At 71.9% G+C, this 14,931-nt stretch carries 16 protein-coding genes; 11 read left to right on the forward strand and 5 right to left on the reverse strand.

Annotated features, from left to right (window positions below; all coding sequences use genetic code 11):
* Positions 1–20: 20 nt before the first annotated feature.
* Positions 21–458 (forward strand): Fur family transcriptional regulator, encoded by a 438-nt coding sequence (locus ACIBL4_RS31685; RefSeq protein WP_399415216.1) that lies wholly within the window; start codon positions 21–23, stop codon positions 456–458.
* A 10-nt stretch (positions 459–468) separates the two neighbouring features.
* Entirely contained in the window at positions 469–1,434 is a 966-nt protein-coding gene (locus ACIBL4_RS31690; RefSeq protein ID WP_399415217.1) for a YgfZ/GcvT domain-containing protein, read from the forward strand.
* A 19-nt stretch (positions 1,435–1,453) separates the two neighbouring features.
* On the opposite strand, the gene dtd is transcribed toward ACIBL4_RS31690, so the two are convergent.
* Positions 1,454–1,879, reverse strand: coding sequence for a D-aminoacyl-tRNA deacylase (gene dtd, locus ACIBL4_RS31695; protein WP_010036184.1), 426 nt, complete (start codon positions 1,877–1,879; stop codon positions 1,454–1,456).
* A 211-nt stretch (positions 1,880–2,090) separates the two neighbouring features.
* Here dtd and ACIBL4_RS31700 point away from each other — a divergent pair, with 211 nt between their 5' ends.
* From ACIBL4_RS31700 to ACIBL4_RS31710, 3 genes are all read left to right on the forward strand, one after another.
* On the forward strand, positions 2,091–2,723 hold the full coding sequence (locus ACIBL4_RS31700) for an aerial mycelium formation protein (protein WP_399415218.1): 633 nt from the start codon (positions 2,091–2,093) through the stop codon (positions 2,721–2,723).
* Between the two features lie 72 nt (positions 2,724–2,795).
* Positions 2,796–4,058 carry a GNAT family N-acetyltransferase gene (locus tag ACIBL4_RS31705; RefSeq protein ID WP_399415219.1) on the forward strand — a complete coding sequence of 421 codons (1,263 nt, stop codon included), beginning with the start codon at positions 2,796–2,798 and terminating at the stop codon, positions 4,056–4,058.
* Positions 4,059–4,281: 223 nt separating this feature from the next.
* Positions 4,282–5,190, forward strand: a complete 909-nt coding sequence (locus ACIBL4_RS31710) for a FadR/GntR family transcriptional regulator (RefSeq protein WP_399415220.1) — start codon at positions 4,282–4,284, stop codon at positions 5,188–5,190.
* Positions 5,191–5,192: 2 nt separating this feature from the next.
* Here the strand turns inward: ACIBL4_RS31710 and ACIBL4_RS31715 are convergent, their stop codons facing one another.
* Positions 5,193–5,381, reverse strand: coding sequence for a hypothetical protein (locus ACIBL4_RS31715; RefSeq protein WP_020273448.1), 189 nt, complete (start codon positions 5,379–5,381; stop codon positions 5,193–5,195).
* Between the two features lie 139 nt (positions 5,382–5,520).
* Between ACIBL4_RS31715 and ACIBL4_RS31720 the strand changes: the two genes are divergently transcribed.
* The 5 genes from ACIBL4_RS31720 to ACIBL4_RS31740 all read left to right on the forward strand — a co-directional run bounded on the left by ACIBL4_RS31720 (position 5,521) and on the right by ACIBL4_RS31740 (position 11,052).
* Positions 5,521–6,399: a GntR family transcriptional regulator gene (locus ACIBL4_RS31720; protein ID WP_399415221.1), complete on the forward strand. Its 879-nt coding sequence runs from the start codon at positions 5,521–5,523 to the stop codon at positions 6,397–6,399.
* A gap of 29 nt (positions 6,400–6,428) precedes the next feature.
* A complete protein-coding gene (locus ACIBL4_RS31725; RefSeq protein ID WP_399415222.1) occupies positions 6,429–7,142 on the forward strand; it encodes an HAD family hydrolase in 714 nt (237 codons plus the stop codon).
* 176 nt (positions 7,143–7,318) lie between these two features.
* Positions 7,319–8,332 carry a phosphotransferase gene (locus ACIBL4_RS31730; protein WP_399415223.1) on the forward strand — a complete coding sequence of 338 codons (1,014 nt, stop codon included), beginning with the start codon at positions 7,319–7,321 and terminating at the stop codon, positions 8,330–8,332.
* Positions 8,333–8,371: 39 nt separating this feature from the next.
* Complete coding sequence (locus tag ACIBL4_RS31735) at positions 8,372–8,995, forward strand: TetR family transcriptional regulator (RefSeq protein WP_399415224.1); 624 nt, start codon at positions 8,372–8,374, stop codon at positions 8,993–8,995.
* A 41-nt stretch (positions 8,996–9,036) separates the two neighbouring features.
* The gene (locus ACIBL4_RS31740; protein ID WP_399415225.1) at positions 9,037–11,052 is read left to right on the forward strand and encodes a HelD family protein; all 2,016 of its coding nucleotides are present in this window, start codon (positions 9,037–9,039) and stop codon (positions 11,050–11,052) included.
* 69 nt (positions 11,053–11,121) lie between these two features.
* Here the strand turns inward: ACIBL4_RS31740 and ACIBL4_RS31745 are convergent, their stop codons facing one another.
* Both ACIBL4_RS31745 and ACIBL4_RS31750 read right to left on the reverse strand, forming a co-directional pair.
* Positions 11,122–12,303 (reverse strand): GDSL-type esterase/lipase family protein, encoded by a 1,182-nt coding sequence (locus ACIBL4_RS31745; RefSeq protein WP_399415226.1) that lies wholly within the window; start codon positions 12,301–12,303, stop codon positions 11,122–11,124.
* Positions 12,304–12,308: 5 nt separating this feature from the next.
* The gene (locus ACIBL4_RS31750; protein ID WP_399415227.1) at positions 12,309–12,896 is read right to left on the reverse strand and encodes a TetR/AcrR family transcriptional regulator; all 588 of its coding nucleotides are present in this window, start codon (positions 12,894–12,896) and stop codon (positions 12,309–12,311) included.
* 375 nt (positions 12,897–13,271) lie between these two features.
* Between ACIBL4_RS31750 and ACIBL4_RS31755 the strand changes: the two genes are divergently transcribed.
* Positions 13,272–13,925 carry a class I SAM-dependent methyltransferase gene (locus tag ACIBL4_RS31755; protein WP_399415228.1) on the forward strand — a complete coding sequence of 218 codons (654 nt, stop codon included), beginning with the start codon at positions 13,272–13,274 and terminating at the stop codon, positions 13,923–13,925.
* A gap of 19 nt (positions 13,926–13,944) precedes the next feature.
* On the opposite strand, the gene ACIBL4_RS31760 is transcribed toward ACIBL4_RS31755, so the two are convergent.
* Positions 13,945–14,673, reverse strand: a complete 729-nt coding sequence (locus ACIBL4_RS31760) for a hypothetical protein (protein WP_399415229.1) — start codon at positions 14,671–14,673, stop codon at positions 13,945–13,947.
* Positions 14,674–14,931: the final 258 nt, after the last annotated feature.

Raw genomic sequence — 14,931 nt, forward strand, 5'->3', positions numbered from 1 at the left:
GCACTTCTACACTGGGTGCTGTGGTGAGCACCGACTGGAAGAGTGATCTGCGGCAGCGCGGCTACCGGCTGACCCCGCAGCGGCAACTCGTGCTCGAAGCCGTGGACACCCTGGAGCACGCGACCCCCGACGACATCCTCGTGGAAGTGAGGAAGACGGCGTCGGGGGTCAACATTTCCACGGTGTACCGGACGCTGGAGCTGCTGGAGGAGCTCGGCCTGGTCAGCCACGCCCATCTGGGGCACGGGGCGCCGACGTACCACCTCGCGGACCGGCACCACCATCTCCACCTGGTCTGCCGTGACTGCCAGAACGTCATCGAGGCGGACGTCTCCGTGGCCGCCGAGTTCACCGCGAAGCTGCGGCAGACGTTCGGCTTCGACACCGACATGAAGCACTTCGCGATCTTCGGCCGGTGCGAGAACTGCACGCTCAAGGCTTCAACTACCGAGTCGTAGGCTTACGGATATGAAGAGCCCCCTGCTGACCCTGCCCGGCGCCGTCCCCGCCGAGGGCGTGGACGAAGGCGTCGCCGCCCACTACGGCGATCTGTTCCGTGAGCAGCGTGCCCTCGCCGACGGCACCGGTTTCGTGGACCTCTCGCACCGGGGGGTCGTCACCGTCACCGGCGAGGACCGGCTCGCCTGGCTGCACCTGCTGCTCACCCAGCACGTCAGCGACCTCCCGGCCGGCCAGGCCACCGAGGCGCTGATCCTCTCCGCGAACGGCCACATCGAGCACGCCCTGTACCTCGTCGACGACGGCGAGACGGTCTGGGCCCATGTGGAGCCGGGCACTCAGGACGCGCTGATCGCGTACCTGGAGTCCATGAAGTTCTTCTACAGGGTCGAGGTCGCCGACCGGACGGCCGACATCGCGGTGGTGCACCTGCCGGCCGGCTCCATCGCCGAGGTGCCGCAGGACGCCGTCGTACGGGAGACGCCGTACGGCCGGGACCTGTTCCTGCCCCGCGCCGACCTGGAGGTGTACGCCGCGCAGGCCGGGCCGCCCGCCGGGATCCTCGCCTACGAGGCGCTGCGCGTGGAGCAGCACCGGCCCCGGCTCGGCTTCGAGACCGACCACCGCACCATCCCGCACGAGCTGGGCTGGATCGGCTCGGCGGTGCACCTCCAGAAGGGCTGCTACCGGGGCCAGGAGACGGTCGCCCGGGTGCAGAACCTGGGCAAGCCGCCGCGCCGGCTGGTCTTCCTGCACCTGGACGGCAGTGAGGTCCACCTGCCGGTGGCCGGCACCGAGCTCCGGCTCGCCGGCGACGGCCCCGACGGCCGGAAGATCGGCTTCATCACGACGTCCGTACGCCACCACGAGCTGGGGCCGGTCGCCCTCGCCCTGGTGAAGCGGAACGTGGCCGTGGACGCCCCGCTGGTGGCCGGTGACACGGCCGCGGCCCAGGAAGTCGTCGTCGAGCCGTAAGGCTTGTCGTTCTTTCGGGTCAGATCTCGATCAGTACGGTGAACGGGCCGTCGTTCGTCAGTGATACGCGCATGGCCGCGCCGAAGCGGCCCGTGGCCACCGTCGCGCCCAGCGAGCGCAGCTGGGCGACCACCTCGTCGACCAGTGGCTCGGCGACATCGCCGGGGGCGGCCGCGTTCCAGGTGGGGCGGCGGCCCTTGCGGGCGTCGCCGTACAGGGTGAACTGGCTGATCACCAGGAGCGGGGCGTCGATGTCGCTGCACGACTTCTCGTCGTGCAGCATGCGCACCGACCAGAGTTTGCGGGCCAGCTGGGCCGCCTTCTCCTTGGTGTCCTCGTGCGTGACGCCGACGAGGACGCACAGCCCCTCGCCCTCGATCGCCCCTACGGTCTCGCCGTCCACGACGACGCTCGCGCCGTCCACCCTCTGCACCACTGCTCGCATACGTCCATCATGCCGGGAGGTGACTTTCGCGCCTCGCGCGGTTGGCGCATGGCCCGAAAGGGTGGTTTGCCCGGGCGCCAACAGGCCGCGCACGGCCGTATTTTGCTGCTTAACAGCCCATCTGGGGTCTATCGGGGGCACTCGTTCCCATAGCGGCCACTTGGGGTGGCACGATGCTTTCACACACCGGTCGAGGGGACGGTTGAGGCACATGAGCACATCCAGTACCGGACATCCGCTGGGGGCCGTCTGGTCCAGCCACACGGGGGCCGGGGCGGCGGAGTACCACCGGCCGCCCACACAGCGCACCGACAGCCCGCCACTGCCCTCGGACGCTCCCGAGCACGATCTGGCCACGCTGAGCCTGCCCGAGCTGCGCGCGCTGCGCCGCGAGGCCCAGCGCGACGAAGCCGACCTCAGCTACGTACGGCGGCTGCTCCAGGGGCGGATCGACATCCTGCGGGCGGAGCTGACGCGGCGCACCCCGGTGGGCGCGTCCTCGGTCGCCGGGCCCGCGGAGGCGTCCGTGGTCGAGCGGCTCGCGGAGATCCTGCGGGACGCCCCGGCCCGGCACCGCTCCTCCGCCCGTCATCTGACCCTGGGGACGCCGCAGGGCGAGGAGTACCGGCAGCTGGCCGCGGAGATGCTCGCCGAGGTCGAGCTGTCCGACCTGGACGCCCGGACGGACCTGGAGCTGAACACCGCCATGGGCCGGCTCGTGCGCTACGAGCAGCAGGTCTCCCGGCGTCGGCAGCGGCTCCAGCGCACGGCCGACGAGTGCAGCACGGAGATCGCGCGCCGGTACCGCGAGGGGGAGGCCCAGGTCGACGACCTGCTCGTGTGAGTCGCTCGGGGTCCGGTAGGGCCGGTCGGATATTTACGCGACACCGACCGGCCCTGCGCCTAGCGTGATGCCATGACCGCCACTCCCCGCGCCGACGGCATCGACGTACGCCCCATCACCGAGAGCGAGTTCGCCGACTGGCTGCGCGCCGTGAACACCGGCTTCCTGCGGGTGCCGGCCCTGTCCGAGGAGGAGATCGAGGGCCGCCGTGAGCGGTTCGTCCCGGGCCGCTACCTCGGCGCCTTCGACGGCGGCCGGTGCGTGGCGACCTTCCGGTCCTTCGCCCAGGAGCTCACGGTGGTGGGCGGGGCGAGAGTGCCGGCCGACGCCGTCTCGGGCGTCACCGTCCACGCCACCCACCGCCGCCGCGGGCTGCTCAGCCGGATGATGGCGCGGGACCTGGCGGCCGCCAAGGAGCGCGGGGACGTCGTCGCGACGCTGATCGCCGCCGAGTACCCGATCTACGGCCGGTACGGCTTCGGACCGGCGACGTGGATGGCCGAGTGGACGGTCGACGTGCCGCGCGCCGGTCTCGACGCCCGCTGGGCGGGCCCGGCGGACGGCGGGCGCATCGACCTGGTGGACGGCGAGGACGTCCGCAAGCTCGGCCCCGACCTGCACGAGCGGCTGTGCCGCCTGCAGCCCGGCGCCATCGACCGCGACGAGCTGTGGTGGAAGTGGAACACCGGCGCCGTAAAGGTCGACCCGTCCTGGAAGCAGCCCTTCTTCGCCGTGTACCGCTCGGCTTCCGGCGAGGTCGAGGGCATGGCCGCCTACGACGTGGACGACAACTGGGGCGATGGCAAGCAGCCCTTGAACACGGCGACGGTGAGGTGGCTGATCGGCGTCACGCCGGACGCGGAGCGCGCCCTGTGGCAGTACCTCTGCTCCATCGACTGGGTCGTGCGGGTCAAGAGCGGCTGGCGGGCCCCCGACGACCTGCTCCCGCACGTCCTGCCCGATCCGCGGGCGGCCGAGATCACGTCCCTGGCGGACTGGCTGTGGGTGCGGATCCTCGACGTCACACGGGCGCTCGAGGCGCGGACGTACGAGGGGGAGGGGACGCTGGTGCTGGAGGTCGCCGGCGTGGACGGTCTGACCGGCGGGCGTTACCGGCTGGAGGCCTCGGCCGCCGGGGCGTCCTGTACGCCGACCACGCGGAGCGCGGACATCACTCTCGGGCTGGTCGAGTTGGGGGCGCTGTGGCTCGGCGACGAGTCGGCGGTGCGGCTGGCGGCGCTGGGCCGGGTCCGGGAAGAACGAGCGGGCGCCGCCCGGAAGGCCGACGCCCTGCTGCGTACGTCCAGGCGGCCTTGGTGCCCGGACCTGTTCTGAGCCGCTCCCTTCCGCGGACGACAGGGACCTCGTATCCGTAGTGAGTTGTCCGGGGCTCCCGGCTCCCCTCCGGAAGGGAGCCCCTTGATGGATGGCCAACCCCTTGAAGACCTGACCATGTCAACGAAGTTGGCGACCAACTTCACTGTACTTATCTCCGCCTGGAAGCGGCTCATAACCACCTGGTACTGAACTGCCGGAAGATGGCGGGAAGTTGTACTGTTTGGTTGTGGACCCGGAACACGCCCCCGTCAATGGACGGAAGAGGTCGCAACGGCCACAGAGGACACATCACGAGGTGGCCGACGAACTGCGCGCCCGGATCAGGTCGGGAGAGCTGCAGCCGGGCGAACGCATGCCCACCCAGGCACAGCTGGCCCACGAGTTCGGCGTCGAGCGCGGTGCCGTACGCCAGGCCCTGCGCATCCTCCAGTCCGAACGGCTGCTCACCAACGTGTCCAAGGGCAGCCCGGCGACCGTCGCCCCCGACCCCGCCGGGGCGCTGACCGGGCCACAAGCCCCGCCGCTGCCCACCACGGTGGCCCTCGCGCCCCGGATCGCGGCGGCCTTCGCGGCGGAGCACGTCGAGATCGACGCCGTGTGCCTGACCGCCATCTCCCTCACGCTCGCCATCGGTGAGCCGCTGCGGCAGATCCACGCCGGGCGGCTGAAACCGGCCAAGGTCGACGTCCGGGTCCTGCTGCCGAGCCGGGACATCGACCTCGCCTTCCCGGTGCCGGTCGGGGGCCACGGTGACGACTCGGTGCACGAGCGGTGGCTCGCGATGCGCAACGCCCAGGGGCAGGTCCTCCGGCACAACCTGCTGGCCCTGCGCTCCACGCACGGCATCGACGTGCACGTCACGTTCCGCGCGCTGCCCTTCACCCCGCCGGTGAAGCTGTACCTGCTCAACAACACCGAGGCGCTGTTCGCGTACTACACGCTGACGCGCCGGGAGGCCGAGATCGACCACGAGCACCTGGAGATGTACGACGCCCAGGGCACCCAGTCGATGCTGTTCTCCTTCCAGCAGGGCCCCGGCCTGCGTGACACGACGTTCGTCGAGCAGTCGCACCTGTGGTTCAACGCACTGTGGGAGACGATCAGTTCGGAGCTGGTGCTCACGAGCTGACGTCATCGGACGGGGCCCGTCATCAGCAGGGCGAGCACGACCGCTCCGGCGGAGCTGACGGCCGGGCTCTTGGCCTTGATGCCCACGGTGAGAAGGATCAGCCCGACGATTCCGGCCGGGCCGTACTTCCACTGGACAAGCTGCTCGAAGGCGACGACGAAGGCGGCGGAGAGGAGAGCGAGGGCAGGCATCGGAGTTCCCCCTTCGGAAGCAAAACTTCCGCCAACTCAAGCGAGTTGGCAACCAACTCTGATTAAGTTGTCCCCACTTGGCTACTGGTAATAAACAACTTTCAAACAACTCCCGCCAGATGGATCAGAGTTGTAGCGTTTGGTCGTGACCCAGGAGAGCGTGGCAGTGAACGGCAGCAGCAGGCATTCGCCCCAGAAGATCGCCGACGTCCTGCGGGAACGTATCCGCGCCGGTGAGCTCAAGCCGGGCGACCGCCTGCCCACCCAGGCCGAACTGGCGGAGGAGTTCGGCGTGGAACGCGGCGCCGTCCGTCAGGCCCTGCGCGCACTCCAGGAGGACGGCCTCCTCACCAACGTCAGCAAGGGCAGCCCGCCGCGGATCGCCACGCCCGCCCCGGCCCGCGGCGAGCCCCAGCCGACGATGGTGGGCCTGGCACCGCGGCTCACCGAGGCGTTCTCGGCCCGTAGGGTCCGCGTCGACGTCGTCTGCCACACCGCGGAGACCCTCATGGTCGCCATCGGCGAGCCGCTCCGCCTGATCCACGAGGGCCGTATCCACCCCGAGTCGATCGACGTCCGCATCCTGGTGCCCTCCCGGGACATCGAGCTGGCCTTCCCCGTCCCGGTCGAGGCGCACGGCGACGACAATCCGGTCCACCGGCGCTGGCTGGCCATGCGCAACGCCCAGGGGCAGGTCCTCCAGCACAACCTGCTCGCCCTGCGCTCCACGCACGGCATCGACGTGCACGTCACGTTCCGCGCGCTGCCCTTCACCCCGCCGGTCAAGCTGTACCTGCTCAACGGGGAGGAGGCGCTGATCGGCTACTACATGCTGACCAGGCGAGAGGAGGAGTGGGGCAGCCGGACCCTGGACATGTACGACGTCCTCGGCTCCCAGTCCCTCCTCTTCTCCTTCGTGAAGCGGGCGGGTCTGCGGGACGCGGCTTTCGTGCAGGAATCCCAGAAGTGGTTCGACGCCCTCTGGGAAACCATCACCACGGACCTGACACTCTCCTAGTGACTCCTGATACGACGCAGACTGGTTCGGTGACAGTCGAGAACGAGAACGATCAGTACCATCTTCCGACTCTGATCAAAGGCGCCCGTGTCGTGCTGTGGGACTTCGACGGGCCCATCTGCCGGCTGTTCGCCAGGCACTCGGCGGACGGGGTGGCGACCGACCTGGTGGCCTGGCTGGAGGGCCGGGGGCTGCACGGCCTGCTCACGGAGAGGGAACGCGAGACGCTCGACCCGCAGGTCGTCCTGCGCGCCGTGGACCGCCGGCATCCCGGCAGCGACCTCGTGGCGGAGCTGGAGGAACGTCTCACCCAGGAGGAGCTGCGGGCCGCGTCCTCCGCGATGCCGACCCCGTACGCGGATCCGCTCATACGCACCTGGTCCGCGGTGGGCTCCGGCCTCGCCATCACCACCAACAACTCCCCGCGGGTGGTGCGCACGTACCTCGAGGGCCGGGGCATCGCCGGCTGCTTCGCCCCGCACATCTACGGCCGCGCCCAGGAACTCCACCACCTGAAGCCGGACCCCCACTGCCTCAACCGGGCGCTGAACGCCATGGGCGCCGCCCCGGCCGACGCCCTGATGATCGGCGACGCCCCCTCGGACCACGAGGCCGCCGTCCGGGCCGGGGTGCCGTTCCTCGGGTACGCGAGCAACCCCCGCAAGGCCAAGATCCTGAAGGACGCGGGAGCCGACACCGTGATCGAATCCCTGGAGCCGGTGCTGGCGTTGCTGCGCGGCTAGGGGGCGCCGGTTCACCTGGGAGGGGGGAGTTCGGGTCGATAGCCCGGTTCTCCCCTGATGACGGCGTCCGGTGGAGTAACGTGCCTTCCCCCTTACACCATCCGCACCACCGGGGCAGGCTGAACCACCCAATGACACCCCCATCGGTCTCCGGTGCTCGGCAGCGAGCAGTCGAGATGAGCGGCGACCCGAGCCTGGTCAAGGGGCCGCTCAAGGGGTACCACCACGAGACCTACGTCCTCGCGTTGCCCGGTGGGACACGATCCGTCAAGGTCCGTGAGCCGCGCTCCGAGATCCTGTGGTTCGACCGGCGGTGCTTCAGGTCGGAGGAGGCACTGCTGCGCGCCCTCCAGGAGCACATCAGCCGCGTGCCGGGCATCGTCGAGGTCGCCGGCATGGGATTGCAGGGCTTCATCGAGGGGCGGACGCTCGGGGAACAGCGGCGGCCGGGGCGACGCGTACCCGACGCGGTGTTCCGGCAGATCGTCGATCTCTTCCGGGAGATGGTCCGGGTCACGCCGGACATGCTGCGGGTGGAGCGGCGCTGTGAGGACCGCGACCGCGCCGAGGACGGGGACAGCGACGGCTTTCTGGAGCGGCTGGTCGTCTTCGTCGAGGAGCAGGTCTACCGGAAGAACCACGCGGAGTTCGCCGGTCTGTTCCAGGCGCTCGGCATCTCGGAGGAATCGTTCACCCTGCTCCGGGAGCGCGTCCTCGGGCTCCAGAAGCGCCCGTTCTGCCTCCTGCACGCGGATCTGCACCGGGAGAACTTCGTCCTCGACCCGGGGGGCCGGCTCTGGGCCATCGACTGGGAGCTGGCGATGCTGGGCGATCCGCTCTACGACCTGGCCACCCACCTGTACCTGATGCGCTACCCGGGCGACCAGGAGAGCCGTATGGTCCGGGAGTGGTGCGACCTGGTCGAGGGGATCCGACCGGGCAGTTCGGCCGGGTGGGAGCGGGACCTGCCGCTGATCCTCGACTTCAAGCGGGCGCAGTCGGTCTTCACCGATGTCATCCGGGTGTCGCTGTCCCTGCGCGAGGACGCGGCCTTCAACTGGATGGCCCTGCCCGTGGCCGCCGGCAAGCTCCAGAAGATCCTCACCGCCGCGGCGCGGCCGCTCGGCCTGGCGCAGGTGCCGAGCCGCTCGCAGATCATGGCCGCGCTGGTCCGCTGGCACACGTCCTGACGCGGAAGCCGGCCGCGCGCCACTGCGTAGGCTCGCCGCATGAGTGAGATCGGGCTGCGGGAGCGCAAGAAGCAGCGGATGTACCAGGTCGTGTCGGACATCGCGATCCGGCTCTTCCTGGAGAAGGGGTTCGACGCGGTGTCCGTCGCCGAGGTGGCGGCGGCGGCCGAGATCTCCAAGCCGACGCTGTTCCGGTACTTCCCGGCGAAGGAGGACCTGGTCCTGCATCGGATCGCCGACCACGAGGGCGAGGCGGCACGTGTGGTGGCGGAGGCCGAAGGGGACCCCGTGGAGGCGCTGCGGCGGCACTTCCTTCAGGGGCTGGAGCGGTGCGATCCGGTGACCGGGCTCAACGACGATCCCCGGGTGCTCGCCTTCCACCGGCTGCTCTACGGGACGCCCTCCCTGGTCGCCCGGGCGTACACGCACCAGGAGCGGTCCGAGGCCGCGCTCGCCGAGGCGCTCGGGGGTGATCTGGACGCGCGGCTCGCGGCCGGGCAGATCATGGCAGTGCGGCGGATCCTCGCGCTGGAGAACTGGCGGCGGATCGCGGCGGGGGAGCGGGTGGCGGACGTACGGGCGGACGCGGTGGCGGCGGCGGAGCGGGCGTTCGGGTGGCTGGCGGCGGGGCTGCCGCCCGGCATCCGGAGCGATACTCGGTAATCAATTTAACCAGGTCACGTTTTCGCGGTACGCTCTGTGGAATGACGTCGACCGAGCCTGCCCTTCAGCATGTCCTCGACCGTGAACGCGCCCACCACGACCGCTGCCGGGCCGCCCTCGCCGCGATGGTCGAGGGGGCCGGGGAGCAGGTCGTCATCGGGGAGGACGTGTCCGCGTCCGGCGCCGATGCCGAGGTGCTCGGGTACCGGCTGCGCAGCCAGGCCAAGGCGCTGCGTGAGCTGCCCGAGGGCCCCTTGTTCTTCGGGGCCTTGCGGGGGGAGGACGGGCAGTTGCACATCGGCCGGCTGCGGATCTCCGAGCATCCGGCCGAGCCGCCCCTCGTCGTCGACTGGCGTGCACCCGTCTCCCGCGCCTTCTACCAGGCCTCGGCCCGCGACCCGCAGGGCGTCGCCGTGCGCCGCCGGTTCGGGTGGGCGCCCGGCAGCCGGGGCGACTCCGCCGACCTCACCGGCCTGGAGGACGAGCACCTGGGGCAGGGCGAGGCGCGGACCAGCGAGATCGTCGCCCGGGAGATCGAACGGCCGCGCGTCGGGCCCATGCGGGACATCGCCGCGACCATCCAGCCCGAGCAGGACGACCTCGTACGGGGGGACCTGGCGGTGTCGGTGTGCGTGCAGGGGGCGCCCGGCACCGGCAAGACCGCCGTCGGGCTGCACCGGGCCGCGTATCTGCTCTACACGTACCCGCAGCGCATCCGCCGCGGCGGTCTGCTGATCCTCGGGCCCAACCGCACCTTCCTGTCGTACATCGCGGAGGTCCTGCCGTCCCTGGGCGAGACCGGCGTGCGGCAGTCGACGCCGGCCGAGGAGATCGCGCGGCATCCGGTAAGGGGCTTCGACGAGCCGGCGGCCGCCGTCGTCAAGCACGACGCACGGATGGCCGAGGTGCTGCGGCGGGCGCTGTACGCGAGGGTGCGCGCCGAGGGGGCCGGCTCCCTCGCCGTGCCGGACGGGTCGTACCGCTGGCGGGTGCCGGCGCAGACCCTGGAGGGGATCGTGGCGGACGTACGGGAGGAGGAACCGCCGTACGGGGTCGGGCGGGAGCGGGTGCGGGCGCGGATCGTGCGGTGCCTGCGCGAGCAGGCCGAACGCCGGGCCGGGCCGCCCCCCAACGCCTGGGTGCGCCGGATCGAGCGGGCCCGGCCCGTGTCCGCGTACGTCGACGCCGTCTGGCCCCGGGTGCGGCCCGAGGAGGTCGTGGCGGAACTGCTCACCGACCCCGGGGTGTTGGCGGAGGCCGCCGACGGGCTGCTGGACCCCGACGAGCAGCGGGCGCTGCTGTGGCGCAAGCCGCCCCGGTCGTGGAAGTCGGCGCGCTGGTCGGCCGCCGACCTGGTACTCCTCGACGAGGTCGCCGGGCTGATCGAGCACCCGGAAGGGTACGGGCACGTCGTCGTCGACGAGGCGCAGGACCTGTCCCCGATGGAGTGCCGGGCCATCGCCCGCCGGGCGCGCTTCGGCTCGCTGACGGTCCTGGGGGACCTGGCGCAGGGGACGACACCGTGGGCGGCACGGTCGTGGTCGGCCGTCCTGGCGCACCTGGGGAAACCGGACGCGGCCGTGGTCGAGCTGACCACCGGCTTCCGCGTGCCGCGCGCGGTCGTCGCCCTCGCCAACCGGCTGCTGGAGCGGCTGGACGTGGACGTACCGGCGGCCCGTTCGCTGCGCGGGGACGGGGAGCTGCGGATGCGCGAGACGGACCCGGACGGCGTGCCCGGCGCGGTCGTCGAGGCCGTCCGGGACGCACTGGCGCGGGAGGGCTCGATCGGGGTCGTCGCAGCGGACGCGGACGTGCCCCGGATCCGGGCGGCCCTGGACGCGGCCGGCCTCGACGCGGCGGGCCCGGAGGAACTCGGCGCGCGGGTGTCCCTGGTACCGGCGAGCGTCGTCAAGGGCCTCGAGTACGACCATGTCGTGGCCATCGAGCCGGCGGCGATCGCCGAGGCGGAGGAACGGGGACTGCACCGGCTCTACGTGGTGCTCACGCGGGCGGTGACACGGCTGGAGGTGGTGCGGGGGCGGCCGTTGCCGTTCTGACCTGCCGACCGGGCCGCAAGGCGCGACGGCGTCCCCAGGCTGTGGACGCCGCCGCGCGAGGTCACGCGGTCACGAGGCCGGGGCGAAGGGGCCGTTCCCGGTGAAGGCCAGGGCGTGGAAGCGTTCGCCGATGCGGCGGTGGGTGGCGGCGTCCGGGTGGACCTCGTCGGGGAGGGGGAGTTCGGCCGCGTCGGAGGCGCCGTAGAGGTCGAGGCCGTCGAGGTAGTGGATGTTCGGGTCCTCGGCGGCGCGCTGCCGGACGATGCGGGACAGTTCCTCCCGGATGACGCCGAGCGTCAGCTTCCCGGCGGGCACCTCCGCCGGGTCGCCCATCGCGGCGAACCGCAGCCGGCCCTCGCCGAGCGCGCTGATGTCCGGGGCCGTCGGCCCGGGCGTGCTCTCGTGGATGGCGCAGTGGACGGAGGAGACGACCAGCAGCGGGACGTCAGGGTGCCCGTCGCGGATCGTGTCGAGGAAACCGTGCACGGCCGGACCGAACGCGCGCAGCCGCATCGCGTCCGCGTTGACGATGTTGATGCCGATCTTCACGCTGATCAGGTCGGCCGGGGTGTCCCGCATGGCGCGCGCGGTGAACGGGTCGAGCATCGCACTGCCGCCCAGACCGAGGTTGATCAGTTCCACGCCGCCGCGCAACGCGGCGATCGCGGGCCAGATGGCGGTCGGGCTCGCGGCGTCGGAGCCGTGGCTGATCGAACTGCCGTGGTGCAGCCACACCCTCCGGCCCCGGTCCGGCACCGGCTCCACGGGCGCGTCGGTGCGCAGGGCGACGAGCTCGGTGGTCTCGTTGTGCGGCAGCCAGATCTCGACGTCCTTCTCGCGCGCGGGCAGCCCGGTGAAGCGGACGGTGCCGACCGGGCCCGGCGTGACCTCGCCGTCCCAGGTGGCCATGTCGATCGTGAGGACGTTGCCGCCCGTCCCCGCGGCCTGGCCGGCCGGGCGCCCGTCGACGAGCAGGTCGTACAGGCCGTCCGGCCGGGGCGGGAAACCGGCGTAGTCGCGCTTGGTGCGCAGCGTGTCCAGTTCGACGGCGGTCGCGGCGGTGCGGAACGCCAGCCGTACGCCGGACGGCTGGGCCTCGGCCATGGCCAGCTGGGCGTTGGTGTTCTGCGCGCGGACCCGGGCGGGCAGGCGGTGCGGGAGCAGCCCGTGTTCGGTGCGCTCCAGGTCGAGGGCGCCGCGCAGCAGGTCCGCGGTGAGGGGGGTGGTGATCCAGTCGTGCTCGGTGTGCATGGGTGTCAGCCTCGGGGGTCGGTGGGGGGCGCGGGCCAGTTGCGCAGCAGCGCGTCGAGGGCGTCGAGGATCCGGGCCCAGGTGGCGTCGGTGTCGGGAGCGCTGTGACTGAACCCGCCGCCCATCTCCAGGCTGACGTACCCGTGGAAGACGCTGCCCAGCAGCCGGACCGCGTGGGTCTGGTCCGGTTCGGTCAGGTCGTAGCCGCGCAGCAGCGCCCGGGTCATCTGCGCGTGCCGGACGCCGGCGCTCGCCGCCGCCGTCTGCGGGTCGAGCCGCAGCTGGGCGGCGGCGTAACGGCCGGGGTGTTCCCGGGCGTAGTCGCGGTAGACGTTCGCGAGGGCGGCCAGGGCTTCCTTGCCGGACCGCCCGGCCAGGGCGTCGGCGGCCCGGTCGGCGAGTTCCGTGAGCGCGAGCAGGGCGATCCGGGTCCTGAGATCCTGGGAGTTCTTCACGTGCGAGTACAGACTCGCGACCTTGACGTCGAACCGGCGGGCGAGCGCCGAGACGGTCACCTGATCAAATCCGACCTCGTCGGCCAGCTCGGCACCTGCCCGGGTCAGGCGTTCCGGTGTCAGTCCTACGCGTGCCATACGGCCACTCCCTTCTGCCAGAAGGTAGTGTGCATCTGCCTAATAGTTTTAGGCAAATTCCCGTGCTGTTAGGAACAGTGGGATACCGGCTCAGGCGTCCTGGAGGGCACGCCGGGCGGGTGCCCTCAGCCTCCTGCCCCGCCTGGCCGGGCCCCAGGGCTTCAGGACGGGAATCGGACGGGGCATCAGCTTCGGCTTCACGCTGCCACCGTGCCGGGCGGGGGGTGGCGGTGGCGTCTTACAGGGGAAGTAAAGCGGCGTACTGGCGTGGGAGTACCGGCCGGGGGCGGGCGGAGGAGTACGGGCGGGGGACCGGCATGTGCTCGCTCGGCGTGACGGCCCGGCCCTGTCAGCGCCGTCGTCTACCTTCACGGCATGACCGAGCCCTCCCACCTCACCGCCGTCCGGGAGTCGTACGACACCGTCGCCGCCGACTATGCCCGGCTCGTCAAGCAGCCGGCCGAGCTGGACCCGGTGTCGCGCGCGATGCTGGCCGCCTTCGCCGAGCTCGTCCGGCCGCCGCACCCCGGGCCGGTGGCCGACCTCGGCTGCGGCCCGGGCAAGGTGACGGCACATCTGGCCGCCCTGGGCGTGCCGGTGTTCGGCGTGGACGTGTCGCCGGAGATGGTCGGGCTGGCCCGGGAGGCGTACCCGGATCTGCGCTTCACCGTCGGCTCGATGACCGCTCTGGAGATCGGCAGCGGCGAACTCGGCGGCATCCTGGCGTACTACTCCACCCACCACACCCCGCCGCAGTGGCTGCCGACCGTGTTCGCCGAGTTCCACCGCACCCTCGCACCCGGCGGCCGGCTGATGCTGGCCGGCCCGGTGGGCGGCGGCGAGCACCTGCGTCCGTCGCACGCCTACGGCGACCACCCGGTGTCCTACGAGTCGTACCTGCTGCCGCCGGAGCGGATCGCCGAACTGCTGCACCGGGCCGGGCTGGTCATCACGACGCGTGTGGTGCAGGAGCCGGACGAGGGGACCAAGCGGCAGATCGGCACGTTCCTGGCGTACAAGCCGCGGTAGCGGGTGGCGGGTCCCGCCGCTACCCGCCGTGCAGCCACACCCGCAACGGGCCGGCCGGCTCGAAGCCGTGCCGGAGGGCGGTCCGCAGGTCGTCGCCGCTCTCGTAACCGACCACGGGCAGGGCGGGGAAGAGCCGACCGAGCAGGTGCAGCAGGCCCGGCCAGGCCGTGTCGGGCCCGCCCTCCCGCCCGAAGACGTTGGAGACGCCGACCAGGTGCGCGCCACGGGTGGCCACCGCTCTGGTGACGACGCGCCCGTCACCGGACCGCCCCGCGATCACGAAGGTCTCCGGGCCGGCGAGCAGCCCGTCCCGCCAGAGGCCCGCGTTCCCGGCGCCGCCGTCCCAGGCCAGTGCCCAGGCGCGCAGCGCGTCCGGATCGCGCACCACGTCCCACGCGAGATCCGTCGGCCCGGGGGCGCGGGCGGGCGCGGCCGCACCCGCCGGACGGTGGATCCACCGCGCCTCGAACAGCACCCGGAACCCGGCCCCCGTCAGATCGAGATCGGCGAAGCTGTCCTTGACCGAGGCGCCGGGCGAGCCCATGTCGACCCGAGCCACGAGCGCGTCCGGGTCGGCGCCCGGCTCCAGCGTCACCGCGTCGGGGTAGTAGAGCGGCGCCCGCCCCGCGGCGGCCCACGCCTCGCCCCCGAACTCACTCGCCACACCGTGCGCCCGGCACATCGCCGCGCACCACTCGGCGTTGTTGCGGGCGGCGGCCCGGGCCAGAAACTGCGGCGAGGTCGTCATGGATGCGGATCATGGCCGCGCAGGGCCTGACAGTCGAACGATTTTGGGCCGGGCCGCTTCTCGGGTGATCGCGAGTGTCCACCGACGATCGGGCCAGGGAGGCCGGCATGTCCGTACAGATGAAGTCGAGCGATCGACGCCGAATTCGCCTCGCTGGGCGGCGGGGACGGACTCTCCCTCGGCTTCCAGCGGGTCGACGCGCGAGTGGGCGCCGCACCGGCGCGGTGAGCCCCTCACCCGCCACGGGCTGAGGGACGC

The sequence above is a fragment of the Streptomyces sp. NPDC050416 genome (assembly GCF_044458845.1).
GTDB lineage: Bacteria > Actinomycetota > Actinomycetes > Streptomycetales > Streptomycetaceae > Streptomyces.